Here is a 19,234-nt window from a genome sequence, read left to right as displayed (position 1 = left end):
CTCGACGCCATCCCCCTATGCTCCTGGCACCACCACCGCGCCCACGACCCCCGATGGCACCTCACCCAGCACCCCCTCCGCGGCTGGGAGCTGCGCGCCCGTCGACGTACCCGCCGCTGACCCCTCCCGGGGGTCAGGCGGGTGCGGGCGCGCCGAGAAGGGCGGCGGCGTTGTGCCAGCAGACGGCGCGCAGCCAGTCGTCGCCCAGTCCGAGCCCGGCCAGGCCCTCGAGCTGGTGGCCGTAGGGGTAGGGGATCGTCGGGAAGTCGGTGCCGAGCAGGATCCGGTCGCCCTGGTCGGCCAGGCGCACCAGCAGCTCGTCGGGGTAGGTGGTCGGCCAGAAGTCCGTGAAGATCATCGTGGTGTCGAGGTGCACCCGGTCGTACCGCTCGGCCAGGGCCAGGAAGTCCAGGTAGTCCGGCGCCCCCATGTGCGCCACGACCAGGCAGAGCCGGGGGTGCGCGGCCAGGACCCGGGCCATCGGCGCCGGCCCGGTGAAGTCGTTGCCCACCGGCGCGTGGCCGGCGTGCACGACGACCGGGGTGCCGGCCTCGGCGAGCAGCCCCCAGACCGGGTCGAGCAGCGGGTCGTCGAGGTCGAACTCCCCCACCTGCACGTGCACCTTGAAGATCTCGACACCGGCCTCGATGCCGGCCGAGACGTAGGCCCCGGCCTCGGGCTCGGGGTAGAAGGTCGCCGACCACAACGACTCGGGCACCTGCTGCTTGAACTGCGCGGCCCAGTCGTTCAGGTAGTCGGCGATGCCGGGCCGGTGGGCGTAGGGCAGCGTCGAGAAGCGGCGTACGCCGAGCTCGCGCAGCTGCTCGACGCGCTCCTCGACCGTGCCGCGGTAGCGGATCGGCCAGGGCCGGCCGATCTTGGGGCCGGCCTCGTCGAACTGGGCCCACACCCGGCGCTGGATGTTGTCGGGCAGGAAGTGGGTGTGCACGTCGAGCAGGCCGGGCAGGCCCAGCCGGCGCCAGAAGCCGGTGACGTCCTCGACCTCCTGGGCCCAGCTCACCTCGGACCCGGTCCCGGCAGCCGCTCCAGCCCCGGGCTCAGTCACGCATGCCCTTGAGACGACGGCCCACTGCCTGCTCGACCTCGCGCTTGGCGGTGCGCTCGGCGATCGAGTGGCGCTTGTCCCAGTGCTTCTTGCCCTTGGCCAGGCCGATCTCGACCTTGGCCCGGCCGTTGACGAAGTAGAGCGACAGCGGGATGACCGTCAGGCCCTTCTCGCTGACGCGACGCTCGATCTTGTCGATCTCGACCCGGTTGAGCAGCAGCTTGCGCTTGCGGCGGGCGGCGTGGTTGGTCCAGGTGCCCTGCGAGTACTCCGGGATGTGCACCCCGTGCAGCCAGGCCTCGTTGCGGTCGATGTCGACGAACCCGTCGACCAGGCTCGCGCGGCCCATCCGCAGCGACTTCACCTCGGTGCCCTGCAGCACCAGGCCGGCCTCGAAGGTGTCCTCGATCGCGTAGTCGTGGCGCGCCTTCTTGTTCTGCGCCACCATCTTCTGTCCCTGCTCCCTGGCCATCCGTCCATTCTCCCAGGTCAGGTCAACGCCAATGTCGGGCGGGACCGGTCAGAGCCAGTTCATCGGGTCGACGGGGTTGCCGCCCACGAGCACGCTGTAGTGCAGGTGGCACCCGGTCGACCAGCCCGTGTCGCCGACGTACCCGATCGTCTGGCCGCGGCTGACCCGCGCGCCGACGCCGTAGCGGTAGCTGCGCGCGTGGTTGTAGACGACCGTCAGCGACCGGCCGTTGACCTGCCCGAGGTTGAGGAAGAGCCGGTTGCCGTAGACCGCGGAGTAGTACTTAGCGATCACCGTGCCGGTGCCGGAGGCGACCATCGGCTGGCCGCACGCGACACCGAAGTCGGTGCCGTCGTGCATGCTGCGGTAGCCGTAGATGGGGTGCGTGCGGTAGCCGAAGGGCGAGGTCACCACTCCCCCGACCGGTGGCAGCAGGTAGCCGGTCGGCTTCGCCGAGACCGACGTGCCACGCGCGCGCCGGGCGGCGGCGGCGATGCGGTCCTTGATCCTCGACTCCTGGCGGCGCAGCGCGGCCAGCGCGGCCTGGTCGGCCTGCTTGGCGGCGGTCGCCTTCTTGCGTGCCGAGAGGCGCTTGGAGACCAGGCCCCGCACCTCGTCGCGCACCTGGAGCGCCTGCGCGGTCAGCGACTTCACCTTCGACAGGTGCGCCGCGGCGGCGGCGCGCTCGTCGGCGACCCGGTCCTTGGCGGTCTCGACCTCGTCCTCGCGGACCTGCAGCAGGACCTCGGCGGCGTCGAGGTCGTCGTACATCGACGTCTCGCGCCCCACGATGGCGCTGCTGGCCGCCTGCTGGCGGGTCAGGTCGCTGGTGGAGCTGGAGTTGAGCAGGCTGCCCAGGACCAGCATGTCAGGGCTGCCCTGCATGTAGGTGTCGGCGATGCGGTCCTTGACCACGTCGCGCTGCTCGTCGAGGGCCTCCTGGCCGGCCACGAGGTCGTCACGGGCGGTCTCGAGACGCAGCTGGGCCGCCGCGAGGCGCTCCTCCATACGGGCGTCCTCGAGCTTGGCCTCGTCGAGCTTGCTGCGCACGGTGCCGAGCTCGGCCTTCGCCGAGTCGAGCTCGGCGCGGGCCTGGGCCGCGGCCGCGAACGCCTTCTGGGTCGCCTTGCTGGACTGCTCGAGGTCGTCTGCGGCGCCCTCGATCTGCTTCTGGACCTTCTTCTGCTGGTCCTTGAGGTCGTCATCGGCATGAGCGAGCGGGATGGCCAGAGCACCCAGGACCAGCGCACCGGCCGTGGCGGCCGATGCGAGGCGGTGGCGCGAGGCGCTGGGGAAGGAGCGCACCGTATTGCCTTCGACGTCGGGGAAGAGTCGTGTGGAACGGTACGGCGCGCGGCTCAGACTTTGACGTATTTGCGGGTCAGCGCGAGTGTCGGCAGCAGCGTCAGCACCGGCCCCAGGACCGCCACGACGCCCAGCGCGACCACGTAGTCGTCCCAGCCGACCCACGGGATGAACTCCAGGTAGTCGCTGAACCGCTGCTGCACCCCGAAGTACTGGAAGCCGGCCAGCGCACCGCCCGCGAGCACCACGCTGACGACGGCGGTGACCAGCGCCTCGAGCAGGAACGGCAGCGCGATGTAGAGCGTGGAGGCGCCCACCAGCCGCATGATGCCGATCTCCTTGCGGCGCGCGAAGGCGGCCAGGCGGATCGTGTTGGCCACCAGCAGCAGCGCCGACACGACCAGCAGCAGGGCGATGCCGAGGGCGGCGCGCTGCATCGCCTCCATCGTGTTGATGATCTTGCCCGCGGTCTCGCGCTGGTCGACCAGCTTGGCCACGCCGTCGAGGCCGACGATCGCCGAGGTGATCCCCTCGAACTCGGAGGGGTCCTCGAGGGTGATCCACACCGACTCGGGCAGGTCCTCGGCGCCCAGGATGGCGTTGGGCCCCTCGAAGCGGTCGGCCTCCTCGGGGCCGTAGAGCTCCTTGACCTTCTCGAAGGCGGTCTCCTTGGACTCGACCCGGTAGGAGGCGACCTCGGGGTTGTCCTCGATCGTGGCCAGGACCCGCTGCTTCTCCTCCTTGGTCACCTCGCCCTGGCAGCTCTGGTTGGGGTCGTCGTCGCGGCACAGGTAGGCCGTGATCTCGAGCTCGCTGCCGAGCTGGTCGCTGGTCTTCTCGGCCTGACGGTTGAGCAGCGCACCGGCGCCCACGAGCGTGAGCGAGACGAAGAGGGTCAGGATCACCGCCAGGTGCATCGAGAGGTTGCGACGCAGCCCCTGGCCGAGGTTGGAGAGGACGTAGCGCATGGAGGAGGGGACTCTCTGCCTGTAGAGGAACTGCCTGTGGAGGGAGTGCGGGGTGAGCGGTGGGCGCCGCTCAGTGCTGGAAGCCGTAGGCGCCCTGCGCCTGGTCGCGGACCACCTTGCCGTGGTCGAGCTCGATGACGCGCTTGCGCATCTGGTCGACGATGCCGTGGTCGTGGGTGGCCATCACCACCGTGGTGCCGGTGCGGTTGATGCGGTCGAGCAGCTTCATGATGCCCACCGACGTGGTGGGGTCGAGGTTGCCGGTGGGCTCGTCGGCGATCAGGATCATCGGCCGGTTGACGAAGGCCCGGGCCACCGCGACGCGCTGCTGCTCACCGCCGGAGAGCTCGTCGGGCAGCCGGTCGGCCTTGGTGTCGAGGCCCACCAGCTCGAGGGTCTCGGGCACCAGGGCGCGGACCTCCTTGGGCGAGTGCCCGGTGACCTGCATCGCGAACGCGACGTTCTCGGCCACCGTCTTCGACTGCAGCAGCCGGAAGTCCTGGAAGACCGTGCCGATCTGGCGCCGCAGCCGCGGCACCTTCCAGCCCGCGAGCCGGTTGATCTCCTTGCCGGCGACGTAGACGCGGCCCGACGTGGGCCGGGCCTCGCGCAGGATCAGGCGCAGGGCCGTGGACTTGCCGGAGCCGGAGCTGCCGACCAGGAAGACGAACTCGCCCTTCTCGACGTCGACCGACACGTCGTCGAGGGCGGGGCCTCCGGTGCCGGGGTAGGTCTTGGTGACCTTCTCGAAGCGAATCACCCGGACGAGATTACGCCAGGGGGCCAGGAGTGCCCGCCTCCTGGCCGCAGGCCCCGTCCGTAGGGTGTGCGCGTGTCGTCCCCGTCCTCTCGTGCAGCCGCGCTCGCGGCGCCCGTGTGGGCGCTGGCGCTGGTGCTGGTGCTGGTGCTGGGCGCCTGCAGCTCGCAGCCGTCCTCCCCCGCGCCCGACGCCGCACCGACCGCCCCGGCGCCCGCCGCCGAGCCGGCCTCGCTCGACGAGCTCGACCCCGCGACGATGACGGTTCCGCACACCGACCTGTGCGCAGGACTGACGGCCGCGGCCGTCGAGGCCGCGCTGCAGGGCGAGCCGCGCCGCGTCGAGACCTGGGCCGACGGCCAGCAGGCGCGGCTCTCGACCCAGGTGCGCGACGTCGCCCACGAGGACGGTTGCCGCTTCGACGGCCCGGGCCGCACCAGCGCGGCGGCGTGGGTCTTCACCCCGCCGGTCTCGCCCGAGCGCGCCGACGAGCTGGCCCGGGCCGCCGGCGCGGGCAGCAGGTGTCGCGACGTACCCGACGCGGCGGCGTACGGCGACCCGTCGGCGGCGCGCACCTGCCGCTCCGGGCCGCTGCGCGAGACCAGGTACGCCGGCCTGGTCGGTGACGCGTGGCTGACCTGCAGCCTCAGCGCGCCCCGGTCGGTCGACCGCGCCGACCTCGAGGCGCGTGCCGACGCGTGGTGCGCCGCGGTGCTGCTCGGGGCCGCGCCGGACCGGACCTCGGCGAACGGTTGAGGATCAGGCGTCGGTCTTCTCGGCGCCCATCCGCCAGCGGATGCCGGCCTCGAGGAAGCCGTCGAGGTCGCCGTCGAAGACCGCCTGGGGGTTGCCGACCTCGTAGGAGGTCCGCAGGTCCTTGACCACCTGGTAGGGGTTCAGCACGTAGTTGCGCATCTGGTCACCCCACGAGGCCTGCACGTCACCGCGCATCTCGTCGAGGTGGGCCTTCTCCTCGGCCTTCTTGCGCGCGAGCAGCTTGGCCTTGAGCACCACCATCGCGCTGGCCTTGTTCTGCAGCTGCGACTTCTCGTTCTGGCACGAGACGACCACCCCGGTGGGGATGTGGGTCAGGCGCACCGCGGAGTCGGTGGTGTTGACCGACTGGCCGCCGGGGCCGCCCGAGCGGTAGACGTCGGTGCGGATCTCCTCATCGGGGACGTCGATCTCGTCGGTCTGCTCCAGCACCGGCACCACCTCGACGGCGGCGAAGGAGGTCTGGCGGCGGCCCTGGTTGTCGAAGGGGCTGATCCGCACCAGGCGGTGGGTGCCGGCCTCGACCGAGAGCGTGCCGTAGGCGTAGGGCGCGTGGATGGCGAAGGTGGCCGACTTCAGGCCCGCCTCCTCGGCGTAGGAGGTGTCGAAGACCTCCACGGGGTACTTGTGCTGCTCGGCCCAGCGCGTGTACATCCGCATCAGCGTCTCGGCGAAGTCGGCGGCGTCGACGCCACCGGCGCCGGCGCGGATCGTCACCAGCGCCTCGCGGGCGTCGTACTCGCCGGAGAGCAGGGTGCGCACCTCGAGCTGCTCGACGGCCTTCTTGACCCGGACGAGCTCGCGCTCGGCCTCGGCCATCGAGTCGGCGTCACCCTCCTCGACCCCGAGCTCGACGAGGACCTCGAGGTCCTCGATGCGGCCCGACAGCTCGGCGAAGCGGTCGACCTGGCCCTGCAGCAGGGAGAGGCGACCGGTCACGCGGGTGGCGTTCGCCTGGTCGTCCCACAGGTCGGCAGCACCGACCTGCTCGCCGAGCTCGGCGATCTCGCGACGCATCGCGTCGATGTCGAGCACCTGCTCGACGGTGCGCATGGTCGCCTGGAGCTGCTTGATCTCGAGGTCGTAGTCGATGCCTGCCACAAGGAGCAAGACTACGCACCTCGCGGGGCGGTTCCTACTTGCGGCCGAAGACCTGGGCCGCGTACCACCGGCCGTCGTCGTCGCGCGCGGCGCCGACGCCGAGGAGTCGGTACTGCCCGGTCAAGATGTTGGCGCGGTGGCCCGACGAGCCCATCCACCCCTTCACCACGGCCTTGCCGCTCGGGTAGCCGTAGGCGACGTTCTCGGCGACGCGGCTCAGGTCGCACTTCTTCAGCACCGGACCCAGGTCCTGGTGGTACATCCGCTCCTGCCTGGCCATCCGGCGGGCCTGGCGGTCGGCGAAGCGCTGCACGCACTTCTGCTTGCGCAGCGCCACCAGGTCGCGCTTGGTGCGCTGGGCGTTGGTCTTCTTGTGCGCCGCCCTCTCGTACGCCGCCGCGCCGGCGGCGTGCGCGGGGGTGGGCGCCACGACCGTGGCGGCGCTGAGGAGCAGGGTGAGCAGGAGGGTCAGGGGGACGAGCGGGGCGAACGGGGTCGCGAGGGGGGATCGCATACCCGGCAGGGTACGGGCGACTACCCCGTCGTGACCCGTTCGCGACGATCGAGCAGGCCCATCACCGGGCCCACCAGCACGCCGTGCACCAGCACCGAGGCCACGACGGTGAACCCGACCGTCGACCACAGCCACGGCTGCCCGAAGGCCTCGACCTCGCCGGCGGCGTAGGCCAGGTAGAACAGCGACCCGACGCCGCGGACCCCGAAGAACGCGGCCGTCCCGCGCTCGGTGCGGGTCAGGCCGCCCCGCTCCCCCGGCGGGACCGGACGCACGCTGAGGGCCAGGAACCCGGCGACCGGCCGCACGACCAGGATCAGCCCGAGGCCGATGGCCACCCCGCGCCAGTCGAGGTTCTCCAGCAGGCCGCGGGTCAGGGCGATGCCCAGGACCAGCAGCACGAAGAGGGTCAGCAGCCGCTCGAGCCGCTCGACCACCTCGTGCATGGCCCGGTGGTAGTCGTGGCGGCGCTCGGAGGCCCGGAAGGTCATCGCGCAGGCGAAGACGGCCAGGAACCCGTAGCCGCCCAGCGCCTCGGCGGCGCCGTACGACGCCGCCAGCGCCGCCACGGCCAGCAGCGGCTCGCCCCGCTCGGCGATGCGCAGCGCCGGGCTGACCGCGCGGAAGGCGACGCGGGCCAGCACGTGGCCGACCGCGACGCCGACGAGCACGCCGATGACGGTCTTGCCCAGCAGGTACCAGCCGACCCACTCCAGGGCGCCCGCACCGAGGGCCCCGCCGCCGGCGACCAGCACCGCGAGGTAGACGAACGGGAAGGCCAGGCCGTCGTTGAGGCCGGCCTCGGCGGTCAGGGCGAAGCGGACCTCGTCGTCCTCGTCGATCGGGGCGCAGTCGTCGACGTCCTCGCCGATGACGGTGGTGGTCGCCGGCCCGGCGACCTGCACGTCGGAGGCGAGCACCGGATCGGTGGGGGCCAGCACCGCGCCCAGCAGGATCGCGACCGCGGGCGCCAGGCCGGCCCACCAGCCCAGCAGGGCGACCCCGGCGATCGAGAGCGGCATGGCGATGCCCAGCAGGCGCCAGGTCGGCGACCAGGCCCGGCGCGAGGACTTCTGGCGCGGGTCGAGCGGCCGGTCGAGCGCCAGGCCCACGCCCATCAGCGCGATCAGGACCGTCAGCTCGGTGATGTGCTCGATGGCGGCCCGGTTGTCCTGCGGGCTCAGCGGCAGGTCGTCGGGCAGCGGGGTCAGGCCCAGGAGCATGCCCAGGCCCACCAGCACCATCGGGGAGGTCAGCGGCAGCCGGCCCAGGATGCTGGGCAGCACGATCGCCAGCAGCAGGCTGGCTCCGGCCACGAGGTAGACGAGGTCGGCGGTCACAGCCTCGAAACTACCGGGACCGGCCGGGTGGGGAGCCCGGCCGGTCCGAGGTGTGGCGGGTGGCTCAGAAGCCGCCGAAGAGGGTGCCGAGGGTGATCACGACGACCAGCGCGGCCAGCGGGATCGCGACGGCCACCACGAAGATGTCCTTGTAGGACTGGCGGTGGGTCAGCCCGCAGATCGCCAGGACCGTGACGACGGCGCCGTTGTGGGGCAGGGCGTCGAAGCCGCCGGCGGCCAGCACGGTGACGCGGTGCATCAGCTCGAGGCTGATGCCCTGGGCGTCGGCCAGGCCGCGGAACTGCTCGCCGAGGGTCTGCAGCGCGATGCTCATGCCGCCCGAGGCGGAGCCGGTGATGCCGGCGAGCACGTTGACGGCCACGGCCAGCGAGATGACCGGGTTGCCGGAGATGCCCAGCACCGAGTCGCGCACGGTGCGGAAGGCGGGCAGCGAGGCGATGACGGCGCCGTACCCGACCTCGCTGGCGGTGTTGAAGATCGGCAGGAAGGAGCCCATGGTGCCGGTGTTGACCGACTCCTTGACGTCACCGAACCGCTTGAGGTTGGTCAGCACGACCACGAGGGTGGCCACGACCAGGGCGACCACGATCGCCCAGATCCCGCCGACGGTGTCGATGTCGGTGTTGCCGTAGGCGTCGTCGGCCAGGTAGTCGGTCTGCATGGCCGGGAAGACCCAGGTGACCAGCACGTAGTTGAGCGCGATGACCACGAAGATCGGCAGGAAGGCGATCAGCACGCTGGGGCGCGGCAGCGTCGACTGGTCGGTCGCGACCGGCTGTCCGGTCGTGGCCGTGGCGGTGGCGGTGCCGGCACCCTCGGGCGCGGCGCCGGTCGCGGTGCTGCCCCGCTCGTCGCGGTCGGTGCCCTTGCCGCTCACGCGGGCCAGGAGGCCCGGGCCCTTCGGCGTGTCCGCGGGCAGGTAGGTCTCGCCCGCGGCGGTGAGCTTCTTCGAGCGGTACATCAGCCAGGCGGTGCCGCCGCCGAACATGATGACGGCGGCGATGACGCCCAGGCCGGGGGCGGCGAAGGCGTTGGTGCCGAAGAACGGTGCCGGGATCGCGTTCTGGATCTGCGGGGTGCCGGGCAGGGCGGTCATGGTGAAGGTGAAGGAGCCCAGCGCGATGGTGGCCGGGATCAGCCGCTTGGGCACGCCCGCCTCGCGGAAGAGCGCCGCGGCGATCGGGAAGACCGCGAAGGCGACCACGAAGAGCGAGACACCGCCGTACGTGAGGATGCCGCAGGCCAGGACGATCGCCAGGATCGCCTTGGTGTCGCCGAGCTTCTCGACGATGAAGTAGGCGATCGCCCGCGCCGCTCCGCTGTCGTCCATCATCTTGCCGAAGAGGGCGCCGAGCAGGAACAGCGGGAAGTAGGTGATGAGGTAGTTGCCCAGCGCCGGCATGAACACCTGGGTGTAGGTGGCCAGCATGGGCAGTCCGCCTGCGAAGGCGGTCGCGAGGAGCGCCATCAGCGGGGCCAGGATGATCACGTTGACGCCGCGGTAGGCGAAGAAGATCAGCAGGACCAGGGACAGGATGATTCCGACGAGCCCGATCATGGGCGGGGTTCCTTCCGTTCAGGGCGACCGCGCCCACGGGTGCGTGTGACAGCGGTCTCGTGCATTCGGGTGACGCTACGCACACAGCGACCCGACGGGTATGTGCGCGCGACACACAGAACGGCGGCACCGTTGTGAACCGTCTAGACAGGTGGGTTTAACCGCTGGGCGCCCTCACCGCTCGACGTCGGAGACGGCCGAGCCCTCGGCCGAGATCATCGGCGCCTCGGGGGCGCCGGGGACGCCCAGTGGGAGGTCGAGCGGGGCGCTGACCCGCACCTGCACCAAGGAGCGGGCCTCGTCGACGACCACGACGAAGCGCAGCCCGGGGTACTCCTGGTGGGCGCCGACGCTGCGCAGGTAGTCCTCGACCCCGGCGCGGGCGACCCCGGCGTCGAGGGCGAGCTGGTCCTGCGGCACGCCCTCGGTGTACGTCGACGCGCCGGTCGCGCCCGCGTCGGCGCCGTACAGCGCGGCCCCGTCGGCCAGGGTGCTCAGCCCGGAGCGCTGCAGGTAGGCGGCGCTGACGTCGACCACCACCGCCACCCCCAGGGAAAGCACGAAGGCGAACCCGATGATCAGCACGCTGACCTGACCGGCGTCGTCGCGGCGCCGTGGCTGCCCGCGGCTCACCGGGTGATCTCCTGGTACTGACCGATCGGGACGGTGTGGCTGGAGGCGAGCGCGAAGCTCGGCGCTCCCCCGCCGAGCACGTCGGGCATCAGCGGCAGCTCGACGCGCGAGTCGACGCGCACCGTGATGACCGCGGTGCCGGAGTGGCAGTCGGCGAACCCGCCGCAGTCGACGGCGACATCGACCGGGGCGTCCTCGAGACCCTGGTCGGCCAACGCCTGGCGGGCCGCGGCCCGGGCCCGCTCGCGACCGCTGGCGTCGTCGGGTGCGAGCGCATACGCCCGGGCGGCCGAGCGGGCCGCGGACTCGACCCCGAAGGCGCCGCGCTGGACGTCGAAGACGCTGACCACGATCCACAGCAGCGGCACCAGCAGCAGGATGCCGAGCCAGACCAGCTCGACCAGCGCACTGCCCGCCTCGTCGCGGCGGCGCCCGCCGTTGGGGCTCACTGCTCCTCCTCCACGGCGTGCCCGGCGACCTCGATCCCGACACCCGGTCCGCCCAGACCCAGGGCGGGCACGGTGGCACGCACCGTGACCACGACGGTGGGCGCGCCGTCGACGAGGACCGTGCGGGCCGAGACGTCCTGGGCGAAGCGCCCCGAGACCGCGCCGTCGATCTGGCTGCGGGTGCGGGCCACCCCGTCGGCCTCGCCGCGCCCCGCGGTGGCGGCGTACCGGGCGCCCTCGGAGGCCGCCGAGGCCAACGTGTTGCGCACCAGCAGCACCAGCGAGACCTGCAGGATGCCCAGCACCAGCGGCACGAGCACCACCAGCACCAGGACGAAGTCGACGATCGCCGCACCGCCGCAGCCGCGCCGACGCAGCAGCGGCACTACTTCACCTTGTTGAGCGCGTTGCGCAGCATCTGCCCGAGCTCGTCCTGGGCGATCGAGCCGATGGCCACCACGATGCCGGCCGACATCACCGTGACTGCCACCAGAAGACTCGTCAGGCCTCCCAGACCCCGATCACGTCGACCACCGCGCGCGGCCGACCCGTGGTCACCCGCACCTGCGCGATGAGTCGCCGCAGCGCCTCCCGTCGGTGCTCGACCGGCCGGGTGTCCCAGGTCGCCAGCAGGTCCGTCGCGGCGCGCTTCGGATCGAGTGCCAGCGCACGGGTGTGGCGCTGCGCATCAGCCAGCGCGGCCGCCAGCTGCTCCAGCTGCTCCTCCAGCTCAGCGCGAGCCCGGCGGTAGACGACCGGCGGCAGCGGCGCCTTCGCGTCCTGCAGCGCCAGGCGCCCCAGGCTGTCCTCCACGCGTGCCGCCTCCCGGGCCAGGCGTTGCTCGTCCGAGCGCGCAGCCGTGCGTCGGGCTCGTAGCGCCGCGCGGTCTCGACGAACGACGTCGAGCTCGCCTGCACACTCGACCAGCCACTCGTGCACTGCGCGCTCGAGGACCGGCGCCATCACGTACCCGCCCGAGCACTTCACCGGGCCCTGCTCCTTCGCGGCCTTGCACCGGTACTTCGGCACCCGCCCGGCGCCGAACTGACCGGCGACCATCGCACCGTCGCAGCGCGCGCACCGCACCAGCCCGGAGAGTAGGTAGCGCGACCGCTCGCGCCGCGCAGGCAGCGCGCGCCGAGTCTCGCGTGCGTCGAGGTATGCCTGCCACAGCTTGGCGTCGATCAGCGGCTCGTGCGCGCCGGGCTGCAGCTGGCCGTCGACCATGAACTGCCCGGAGGCGAACCCGGTGTCAAGGACCCGGCGCAGGGTCCGGTCCGACCAGGAGCCCCCGGAGAGGGTGGACCATCCGTGGCCGTTGAGCCACCGCACCAGCGAGTACACCGACTCGCCGGCCACGTAGCGGCGGTACAGGTCGGCCAGCACCGGCCCGGTCTCCGGGTCCGGCACGTGCAGCTTCCGCTCGGTGTCGTAGCGGTAGCCCCACTTCGGCTTCCCGTTCGGGGGCCGCCCGGCGGCGACACGTCGGGCGTGCACCTCTTTCCACACCTCCCCGATCCGCTCGGCCTCGAACGCCTGCAGCTCCGCGAGCATCCCCCGGGTGAACCGGCCGGTGCTGGTGGTGGTGTCGATCTGCTCGGTGGCGGACTCGAGCCGGCCGCCGGCTTCCTCGACGCGGTCGATCGCGACCGCCCACCGCAGACGCTGGCGGGCGACGCGACTGTACTTCCACACGAGGATGACGTCGTACTCCCCCGCTTCGACCGAGGCGACGGCCTGGTCGAGACGCGGCCACCACGCTGATCGGGCCCTCGATCCGGACTCGTCAAGTCCCTCGAGCCACCCGTCGATCTGGTAGCCGCGAGCGGCGGCGTAGTCCGAGATCGCCGAGCGTTGCACCTCGGGCGAGACCATCCCATCGCGCTCCTTCGAGACGCGCACGAGCCCGAGCGCGCGCGGCGTGCTCTCGGGGACTATGCGCAGACGCGACACCATCGGCTACTCAGGCACCTCGACGCCGGCGTCCTCGCAGGCGGCGCGCAGTGCGTCCTCATCGACGAGCGCGAACCCTTCCAATTCCTCGACGCCATCAGCCAACGGCTCCGCGGCCGCACGAATCTCCTCACTTCGAGACTTCGCTGCTGCTTCGCCGGCAGCCAGGAGCGAGCCCATTCTGACCTCCATGTCGCCGTCGTACTCGATCGACTGCACCAACTGGTCACAGGCTTCCCGCCCCCGGGGGTCGTCGCTCAGGTCGATGCCGCTTCCGCCATTCAGCAGAATGGCGGCGACCGTCACCAGGGCCACGATGGCGGCGCCCAGGGCGCCGATCACCAACTTGATTTTCACGCGATCTCCTCGGCCCACAGGCCCTCTTGTAGTAGACGCAGCTCGCGCCGCTCCCGTGCGGTCGCAGTGTCGAGCCGGTACTGGATCCAGTCCTCGGGCAGCTTGAGCATCTCGGCGACCATGTGCCGCTCGAGCTCCTGGCCCAGCGCCCAGCGCAGCGACTGCATCGGTAGCGCTCGACGTACCGCTTCTTGCTCGACGATGGTCTCGACGGCGGCGTCGGTGTGGAAGGCGGCGTCACCGCGCTCGGCGTGCACCAGCTCGTGCCACAGGTAGCGGCGTTCCTTCTCCAGCGGCATCCCGTTGCGGAGCACGATGCTGCGCTCCCCGTGGTAGTACCGGCCAGGCTCGGAGATCGCCGCGCGCATCATCGCGAGGTCGTCCCCCCAGCTGGCCAGCACCACCCATGGATTAGGCACCAGGCTCGCGGATGTCCGCCAGCCTCTCGATCGCCTCGCGCAGTGCGCGCATGTCCTCGCGCATCGCCCGTATGCCCTCGAGCACTTCGTCATCCGTTGCTCCACCCTCGACCGTCTCACCCGGCGCCTTCACGTAGCCGGCATCCTGCGCTGTCCCACCGACACCCTTGGAGGGCTGGGAGTTGGGGCTGGTCTCGATGAGGCCATCGGGGACGACTCCGGTGTGGGCGATCTGGCGGATGGTGCCGGCCGGCCAGCCAAGCGCCTTCTCGAGCTTGCCCTGGTTCCCGACCTTGGGCCAGGTCGAGCCGCCCAGGAAGGTGCCGATCGTGCCGGCGTCCATCCCTGTTGCGGTCACCAACCAGGCGTTGTTCTTCTCGTGGTGCGCCAGCCACGACGCCACTGCGTCGGAGGCTCGTCGCTGATCTTGGGTCTGGGGCATCGGCGCCTCGCTGTGTCATGGCCGCACTGTTTCCGGAAAACCTAGGGAACATCAACAGGGGTTAATCCGTACACCAAGGCAGATCGTCGGGAATACAAGGGCGTAACTACGAAGATGTGAGACGGTCTGACCTGCACAGACAGGATCTTCCGTATGAACTTCGGGTTTCCTCTTGCGATGTTCCCTGAAGTTCCTTATGGTCTTCCCATGACCCCACCGAAGAATCTCACCGCCGACGAGTCGGCCGAGCGAGTGCGGGTCGGCGCGACGCTACGTGAGCTCCGCGAGCGAGACGGTTGGAAGCTCGGCGACTTCGCCGGGGAGCTGAACATCTCCTACGCGTACCTCTCCAACATCGAGGCCGGCCGCAAGCCGCTCCCCAACCACCTGCTGCACAAGGTCTGCAAGCTGCTCGGCTGCCGGCCCATCGCCATCAAGCACCCCACGGTCGCGCTCAAGGACGCGGGCTGATGCCCACGCGACGCGAGTGCATCGAGGCGGCCGGCGAGGTGCTGGCGGCCTCCGACGAGGCCATCGAGCAGATGACGCCTCGCGAGCAGGCCGAGGCGGCGTGGACGCCGACCTGCCGCCGCAGCGTCGACGAGCTCGAGGACCTGATCCGCGTCCAGCGCGGTCTCGCGCCGCTGCACAGCGTCGCTTCCTGATCCAGACCCAAGACATGCCGGAGCCCCCGGCCACGCCTGCACAGCACCGACCAGGGGCCCACAACGAGAGGAATCGTCCCATGACGAACCCCAGCAACACCATCCAGGCCCAGGGCCCGACCGCCCTGCTCGCCCTGGTGCAGCACATCCACGAGCACGGGCTCGGCACCCCGATGTCGATCGCCGCCCCGACGGTGGCGTCCCCGTACTTCATGGTCTCCGTGGCCAACCACTCCCTCGACGCCTGGACCTCGGCCGGGTTCGTCGTCGACCGGACCGAGACGATCCGCCTGTCGGCGATGATCGGCGGCCGCCACTGGGAGCGGGTCGAGATCACCGGCCGTCTCGAGGCGCTGGGCATCCGGGTGCGGGTCACCGCGGCTCGCCCCTCCGCGCAGCTGCACCTCGTCCCGGGGGCGTCGTCATGAGCGCCCGTCCTGTCGTCGGGGGGATTTACCAGCACCCCGGCCCGTTCCGGTTCCCGGTGCTGGTGCGCGTGATCACCGCCAACGACACCGCTGTGATCGTGCGGCCCACGTTCGGGCGCAGCCGGCTCCCGTTCGAGGTCACCCGTGCTCACTTCGACCGGTGCTTCCGCAAGGTCGACGACGGCGACAAGGCGCAGGTGGCCGGTCAGCAGCCGGTCTCGGAGTTCACCGCGGCGCCCACGACCGGGACGGCGGCGACGTGGGACGACTCCCGGTTGCACGCCGAGCTTGACCGCCTCGAGGGACGTGGTCCGCGATGAGCGCCGAGGCCCCCCGCCAGGACGCCGAGAAGGCGCGGCTGCTGACCGTGCCGGACGAGCAGGCGATGCAGCACCTGCTCGACGCGCTCAACGTGTCCGGGCTGCACCCGGAACTGGCGTGTTCGGCAGGTTCCGGTGCACCGTTCCTCGCGGGCCTGACGGACCCGGACGCCGACCACGTGCACTACACCGTCACCGACCATGACCGGGGCGTTGTCCACTGCTGCGAGTGCTCCCACCCTGGCGTCCGCGCCAACGAGTGGGACCCGAACTCGTGGCGTCCGACCTACCCCGTGACTGCTCTCGTGACCGAGTGGCCGGACATGGAGCGCGTGGCTGACGAGGACTTCATCGACCCCTGGTGGGCTCCGGCCCTTCCACCCGGATGTGACAAGCGCGGACCCGGCGGCGAGTGCGTCCGGGACCACGAGCCATGCCCGGACTTTCCGGCCGAGATGGACCGATGAGCACCATGACCACGGTCCGCGCCGAAACCGCCATCCTCGCCCTCACCGCCGAACAAGGCCGCCTCCTCGACCGCCTCGCCGCCATCTGCCCCGACCACACCCGATGCGCCGCCTGCGGCGACACCATGTGCGAGCCCTGCGACCTCGGCGGCGGTGAGTCCCAGTGCCCCCACGGCGATCCCATCTGCCGCGACTGCGACCCCACCGACCGATGCGGCGACTGCTACGTCGAGTACCGCGAGTCGCTGCCCGACCGTGCACGGCCCGGGGTGTGGTTCTGATGGGCGCGCCGCGCAGCGCGGTTCCTGACCTGGTCGGAGCCCTGGCCGAAGCCCTCGGGGTCTCCCGGCACGAACTCCGGCCCGCAACTCCCGAATCGCGCGCTCTGAGTGACGGCCGTGACCTCGACCCGGGGTCGGAGCACTCGGCCAGTGACCAGCGTCGCGCGGACGCCTGGACCACCGAGGTCCTGGGAGGTGGGCGCTCATGAGGAAGGACTCCCCCAACAGCAGCCGCTACCTCGACCGGGTCACCAACACCTACCGCACCCCCTGCGAGCGCTGCGGCGTCGTCCAGAGCGCCCAGTTCTGTCGTGACTGCCGGGCGGTCGACCCCGACTTCACCGCGGGGGGCCGCGCGGCTCGCGCGCACCAGAAATTCATGGCCGCCCGGCAGCGCGTGATCGACCAGATCGACTTCCACGCCTGGATCTACGCCCAGTACGACGGCGGCTCGCGTCACCGCACCGCCCAGCAGCGCCTGCGCCTGGCCGCAGCCCGCGACACAAGCCCCGCCGGCGCCGCACCCTGCGCCCCCACTGCCCAGTACCGAGAGGACATCGCGTCATGACCCACCAGATCCTGTCCCAGGCCCCCGAGCCCCAGCCGGTGCTCGTGCAGCCCGACCCGGAGAGCCGCCTGGCCCAGCTGCACGCCGCGTACCCCGAGGCCAAGGCCGCCGCCGACGAGGCGAACGCCCGGCTCAAGGACATCACCGACGGCATCAAGACCGAGCTGTTCAACGCCGCGCCCGAGGGCGAGCGCAAGATCGAGCTGCACAGCGACGGCGGCCGACCTCTGCGCCTGGTGCACAGCGAGTCGTGGCGCGTCGATACCGCGCGGCTCAAGAAGGAGAGCCCGGAGACCTACGTCCGGTACGCCAAGAAGTCCGAGTCGTGGTCGCTCAAGGCCGTCGGGAGCACGCAGTGAGCGCCGACGTGCTCGAGCGTCCCGCCGAGGCCGCACTCGTCACCGACATCCAGGAGCCCGACGAGCCCTCGGTCGTGCACTGGGTCTGCCACTGCACGGACCAGCGCGTCTCCGCGTGCGGGCGCGACGTCAGCGGACGGCCCTTCGAGCCCGCCGGCACCGACACCCCGGACTGCCCGGCATGCGCCGAGGCTTGGCCCGCGGAGTGGACCTGCCCGAGTGGCTGCGCCTGCGAGGAGTGCTGGCGAGGTGCGGAGCTGTGAAGGGCCCCGAGCACTACACCGTGGACGCCGAGCACCAGCGGCTTGCAACCTTCGTGCACGAACGCCGCTCGACCTTGGGGATGACGCAGACCGGCCTCGCCGCACAGATGAAGGCGCGCGGCCACGAAAGCTGGCGCCAATCGACCGTCTTCAAGATCGAGAACGGGCAGCGTCGTTTGCTGCTGGTTGAAGGAGACGCGCTAGCTCGCGCGCTGGGTTTAAACCTTGCCGAGCTGCTGACTCAGCAGGGTCCGAAGTGGGGTGTGAAGAACGCCTACGTGTGTGCGACGTGCACGTTCGCCTCGCGCGACCTGACGGAGATTGCGGCCCACGCTGGTTCCCACAGCGGTGCGGCATGACTAGGCAGCTCGTGCCGACCGTTGGCGAGGTCGTCTCCGTGTACCGCGCGAGTCGAGACGTCGCGCCGCACCGCGCGCTCGCGGCCACCGCCCGCGCGCTGGGCGTCTCACGCGCGACGGTGGTGCGCAGACTGGCAGTCGCGCGTGAGACCGGGCTTCTCAGCCTCACGCAGCACGCTCCGGCTCGGGCGCGCTGGTCACGCGGCGGCGGCTCCTGGCTGGCCTGCCGTGAGTGCCGAGCACCGTGGCCTTGCGCTGCGGAAGCGACGCGCGGAGGTGCCGCGTGAGCGTCTCGCCCGAGGAGTTCATGTCGGCCGCGCCGAAGGCAGCGACCGGGTCTAGCGCGTGGGCCGCGAGGTACGCCTCCGACATCCGCCGCGCCTGGCTCGAGCACGCCGCCCAGGCGCCGCGCACCCTGCAGCAGCACCTCGGACCCTCCGAGCTCGGTGTCGAGTGCGACCGCCAGGTGGCCGGGAAGATGGCCGCGCTGCCGGAGACCAACCACGTCGTCGACCCCTGGCCCTCGATCCGCGGCCGCGCGCTGCACAGCGAGGCCGAGGACGTCTTCGACGCCGACAACGCCAGGACCGGCGTGCTGCGCTGGCTGACCGAGCACCGCGTCACCCCGCACCCCGAGCACCCCGGCACCGCCGACCTGTACGACGCCGTCGAGCAGGCCGTGGTCGACCACAAGTTCCTCGGCACGTCCTCGATGGCCAAGGTCCGCAAGACGCCCCCGCGCAAGTACCGCGGCCAGCTGCTGCTCTACGGCCTCGGCTACTACCTCGAGGGGCTGCCGGTGAAGCGGGTGGCGATCGCCGCCTACCCGGCCACCGCCGGCAGCCTCGACGGGCTCTACGTGTGGGACCAGCGCTTCACCGGCCCCGACGGCGAGATCGCACCCGAGGTCGTCGAGCTGCTCACCGAGATCTTCACCGACACCGAGCGCCGCAAGCGCCAGGCCGAGGAGATCACCTCCGGCCGCGCGCGGCTCAACGACATCCCGGCCAGCCCCGACAACGACGAGTGCTACTTCTGCCCCTTCTACCGCCCCCAGGCGGCCAAGGACGGCGGCACCGGCTGCCCGGGCCCCGGGAAGGTCGCGGCCGTCTCATGAGCATCGCGACCCACCCCGACCACGCCATCACCGTCACCGGCGGCGGCCCCTTCGGCCGCGCCTGGTTCGACTGCAGCTGCGGCGAGAGCGCCGTGCGGGCCACCAAGCGCGCCGCGAACATCGCCGCCTTGGTGCACCACCACGAGACCGCGGGCTGCAACTGCCCGCCCGACGTCGTCGCGAGCGACGTCCACCCGATCCCCGGCCCGGGACACCCCGCGCCGGTCGTCGTGCACACCTCCGGGTGAGCGCGACCCATCTGAGAAGCACCCATCACC

Annotated in this window: 29 protein-coding genes; 13 read left to right on the top strand and 16 right to left on the bottom strand. The window is 71.4% G+C overall.

All coding sequences use genetic code 11. The annotated features are described in order from the left end of the window. Positions 1 to 133: 133 nt before the first annotated feature. The 5 genes from ABKW28_RS13090 to ftsE all read right to left on the bottom strand — a co-directional run bounded on the left by ABKW28_RS13090 (position 134) and on the right by ftsE (position 4,571). Positions 134 to 1,021 (bottom strand): amidohydrolase family protein, encoded by an 888-nt coding sequence (locus ABKW28_RS13090; RefSeq protein WP_348610268.1) that lies wholly within the window; start codon positions 1,019 to 1,021, stop codon positions 134 to 136. A gap of 37 nt (positions 1,022 to 1,058) precedes the next feature. Continuing rightward, the gene (gene smpB, locus ABKW28_RS13085; protein WP_193669136.1) at positions 1,059 to 1,538 is read right to left on the bottom strand and encodes an SsrA-binding protein SmpB; all 480 of its coding nucleotides are present in this window, start codon (positions 1,536 to 1,538) and stop codon (positions 1,059 to 1,061) included. A gap of 48 nt (positions 1,539 to 1,586) precedes the next feature. Next, a complete protein-coding gene (locus tag ABKW28_RS13080) occupies positions 1,587 to 2,843 on the bottom strand; it encodes a peptidoglycan DD-metalloendopeptidase family protein (RefSeq protein ID WP_348610265.1) in 1,257 nt (418 codons plus the stop codon). 53 nt (positions 2,844 to 2,896) lie between these two features. Beyond that, a complete protein-coding gene (gene ftsX / locus ABKW28_RS13075; RefSeq protein ID WP_348610262.1) occupies positions 2,897 to 3,811 on the bottom strand; it encodes a permease-like cell division protein FtsX in 915 nt (304 codons plus the stop codon). Between the two features lie 70 nt (positions 3,812 to 3,881). Next, positions 3,882 to 4,571, bottom strand: a complete 690-nt coding sequence (gene ftsE / locus ABKW28_RS13070) for a cell division ATP-binding protein FtsE (protein WP_193669133.1) — start codon at positions 4,569 to 4,571, stop codon at positions 3,882 to 3,884. Between the two features lie 72 nt (positions 4,572 to 4,643). Between ftsE and ABKW28_RS13065 the strand changes: the two genes are divergently transcribed. Further along, positions 4,644 to 5,324, top strand: a complete 681-nt coding sequence (locus tag ABKW28_RS13065) for a hypothetical protein (protein ID WP_348610259.1) — start codon at positions 4,644 to 4,646, stop codon at positions 5,322 to 5,324. A 3-nt stretch (positions 5,325 to 5,327) separates the two neighbouring features. Here ABKW28_RS13065 and prfB read toward each other — a convergent pair whose 3' ends face one another. From prfB to ABKW28_RS13010, 11 genes are all read right to left on the bottom strand, one after another. Then, positions 5,328 to 6,443, bottom strand: coding sequence for a peptide chain release factor 2 (gene prfB / locus ABKW28_RS13060; RefSeq protein WP_193669131.1), 1,116 nt, complete (start codon positions 6,441 to 6,443; stop codon positions 5,328 to 5,330). A gap of 34 nt (positions 6,444 to 6,477) precedes the next feature. After that, on the bottom strand, positions 6,478 to 6,957 hold the full coding sequence (locus tag ABKW28_RS13055; protein WP_341230709.1) for a CAP domain-containing protein: 480 nt from the start codon (positions 6,955 to 6,957) through the stop codon (positions 6,478 to 6,480). Positions 6,958 to 6,977: 20 nt separating this feature from the next. Then, complete coding sequence (locus tag ABKW28_RS13050) at positions 6,978 to 8,297, bottom strand: cation:proton antiporter (protein WP_348610256.1); 1,320 nt, start codon at positions 8,295 to 8,297, stop codon at positions 6,978 to 6,980. Between the two features lie 64 nt (positions 8,298 to 8,361). After that, positions 8,362 to 9,876, bottom strand: coding sequence for a GntP family permease (locus tag ABKW28_RS13045; RefSeq protein ID WP_348610253.1), 1,515 nt, complete (start codon positions 9,874 to 9,876; stop codon positions 8,362 to 8,364). Positions 9,877 to 10,050: 174 nt separating this feature from the next. Then, the gene (locus ABKW28_RS13040) at positions 10,051 to 10,509 is read right to left on the bottom strand and encodes a pilus assembly protein TadG-related protein (RefSeq protein WP_348610250.1); all 459 of its coding nucleotides are present in this window, start codon (positions 10,507 to 10,509) and stop codon (positions 10,051 to 10,053) included. Beyond that, positions 10,506 to 10,958: a hypothetical protein gene (locus tag ABKW28_RS13035; RefSeq protein ID WP_348610247.1), complete on the bottom strand. Its 453-nt coding sequence runs from the start codon at positions 10,956 to 10,958 to the stop codon at positions 10,506 to 10,508. The genes ABKW28_RS13040 and ABKW28_RS13035 overlap by 4 nt, the downstream gene beginning before the upstream one ends. After that, positions 10,955 to 11,344 carry a TadE/TadG family type IV pilus assembly protein gene (locus tag ABKW28_RS13030; RefSeq protein WP_307822820.1) on the bottom strand — a complete coding sequence of 130 codons (390 nt, stop codon included), beginning with the start codon at positions 11,342 to 11,344 and terminating at the stop codon, positions 10,955 to 10,957. The genes ABKW28_RS13035 and ABKW28_RS13030 overlap by 4 nt, the downstream gene beginning before the upstream one ends. 115 nt (positions 11,345 to 11,459) lie before the next feature. Continuing rightward, positions 11,460 to 12,911 (bottom strand): recombinase family protein, encoded by a 1,452-nt coding sequence (locus ABKW28_RS13025; RefSeq protein WP_348610244.1) that lies wholly within the window; start codon positions 12,909 to 12,911, stop codon positions 11,460 to 11,462. 6 nt (positions 12,912 to 12,917) lie between these two features. Continuing rightward, the gene (locus tag ABKW28_RS13020) at positions 12,918 to 13,268 is read right to left on the bottom strand and encodes a hypothetical protein (protein ID WP_348610241.1); all 351 of its coding nucleotides are present in this window, start codon (positions 13,266 to 13,268) and stop codon (positions 12,918 to 12,920) included. After that, positions 13,265 to 13,669, bottom strand: coding sequence for a hypothetical protein (locus tag ABKW28_RS13015; RefSeq protein ID WP_348610238.1), 405 nt, complete (start codon positions 13,667 to 13,669; stop codon positions 13,265 to 13,267). The genes ABKW28_RS13020 and ABKW28_RS13015 overlap by 4 nt, the downstream gene beginning before the upstream one ends. A 10-nt stretch (positions 13,670 to 13,679) precedes the next feature. Next, positions 13,680 to 14,090, bottom strand: coding sequence for a hypothetical protein (locus ABKW28_RS13010; protein ID WP_348610235.1), 411 nt, complete (start codon positions 14,088 to 14,090; stop codon positions 13,680 to 13,682). A 246-nt stretch (positions 14,091 to 14,336) separates the two neighbouring features. Here ABKW28_RS13010 and ABKW28_RS13005 point away from each other — a divergent pair, with 246 nt between their 5' ends. From ABKW28_RS13005 to ABKW28_RS12950, 12 genes are all read left to right on the top strand, one after another. Further along, positions 14,337 to 14,600, top strand: a complete 264-nt coding sequence (locus tag ABKW28_RS13005; protein ID WP_348610232.1) for a helix-turn-helix transcriptional regulator — start codon at positions 14,337 to 14,339, stop codon at positions 14,598 to 14,600. Then, positions 14,600 to 14,794 carry a hypothetical protein gene (locus ABKW28_RS13000; RefSeq protein WP_348610229.1) on the top strand — a complete coding sequence of 65 codons (195 nt, stop codon included), beginning with the start codon at positions 14,600 to 14,602 and terminating at the stop codon, positions 14,792 to 14,794. Before ABKW28_RS13005 ends, ABKW28_RS13000 begins: the two co-directional genes overlap by 1 nt. Before the next feature lie 80 nt (positions 14,795 to 14,874). After that, the gene (locus ABKW28_RS12995; RefSeq protein ID WP_348610222.1) at positions 14,875 to 15,222 is read left to right on the top strand and encodes a hypothetical protein; all 348 of its coding nucleotides are present in this window, start codon (positions 14,875 to 14,877) and stop codon (positions 15,220 to 15,222) included. Continuing rightward, entirely contained in the window at positions 15,219 to 15,542 is a 324-nt protein-coding gene (locus ABKW28_RS12990; protein ID WP_348610221.1) for a hypothetical protein, read from the top strand. Before ABKW28_RS12995 ends, ABKW28_RS12990 begins: the two co-directional genes overlap by 4 nt. Next, the gene (locus ABKW28_RS12985; protein WP_348610218.1) at positions 15,539 to 16,009 is read left to right on the top strand and encodes a hypothetical protein; all 471 of its coding nucleotides are present in this window, start codon (positions 15,539 to 15,541) and stop codon (positions 16,007 to 16,009) included. The genes ABKW28_RS12990 and ABKW28_RS12985 overlap by 4 nt, the downstream gene beginning before the upstream one ends. Further along, positions 16,006 to 16,290, top strand: coding sequence for a hypothetical protein (locus tag ABKW28_RS12980; protein ID WP_348610215.1), 285 nt, complete (start codon positions 16,006 to 16,008; stop codon positions 16,288 to 16,290). Before ABKW28_RS12985 ends, ABKW28_RS12980 begins: the two co-directional genes overlap by 4 nt. 205 nt (positions 16,291 to 16,495) lie before the next feature. Next, positions 16,496 to 16,858, top strand: coding sequence for a hypothetical protein (locus tag ABKW28_RS12975; RefSeq protein WP_348610213.1), 363 nt, complete (start codon positions 16,496 to 16,498; stop codon positions 16,856 to 16,858). Beyond that, on the top strand, positions 16,855 to 17,217 hold the full coding sequence (locus ABKW28_RS12970) for a hypothetical protein (protein ID WP_348610211.1): 363 nt from the start codon (positions 16,855 to 16,857) through the stop codon (positions 17,215 to 17,217). Before ABKW28_RS12975 ends, ABKW28_RS12970 begins: the two co-directional genes overlap by 4 nt. Next, positions 17,214 to 17,480 (top strand): hypothetical protein, encoded by a 267-nt coding sequence (locus tag ABKW28_RS12965; protein ID WP_348610208.1) that lies wholly within the window; start codon positions 17,214 to 17,216, stop codon positions 17,478 to 17,480. Before ABKW28_RS12970 ends, ABKW28_RS12965 begins: the two co-directional genes overlap by 4 nt. Next, the gene (locus ABKW28_RS12960) at positions 17,477 to 17,839 is read left to right on the top strand and encodes a helix-turn-helix transcriptional regulator (RefSeq protein ID WP_348610205.1); all 363 of its coding nucleotides are present in this window, start codon (positions 17,477 to 17,479) and stop codon (positions 17,837 to 17,839) included. The genes ABKW28_RS12965 and ABKW28_RS12960 overlap by 4 nt, the downstream gene beginning before the upstream one ends. A gap of 283 nt (positions 17,840 to 18,122) precedes the next feature. Then, complete coding sequence (locus ABKW28_RS12955) at positions 18,123 to 18,956, top strand: hypothetical protein (protein WP_348610202.1); 834 nt, start codon at positions 18,123 to 18,125, stop codon at positions 18,954 to 18,956. Continuing rightward, a complete protein-coding gene (locus ABKW28_RS12950; RefSeq protein WP_348610199.1) occupies positions 18,953 to 19,204 on the top strand; it encodes a hypothetical protein in 252 nt (83 codons plus the stop codon). Before ABKW28_RS12955 ends, ABKW28_RS12950 begins: the two co-directional genes overlap by 4 nt. Positions 19,205 to 19,234: the final 30 nt, after the last annotated feature.

Origin of the sequence: Nocardioides sp. 31GB23, assembly GCF_040012395.1 — a bacterium.
Lineage (GTDB): Bacteria > Actinomycetota > Actinomycetes > Propionibacteriales > Nocardioidaceae > Nocardioides > Nocardioides salarius.
This window is presented reverse-complemented; position numbering and strand designations above follow the sequence as displayed.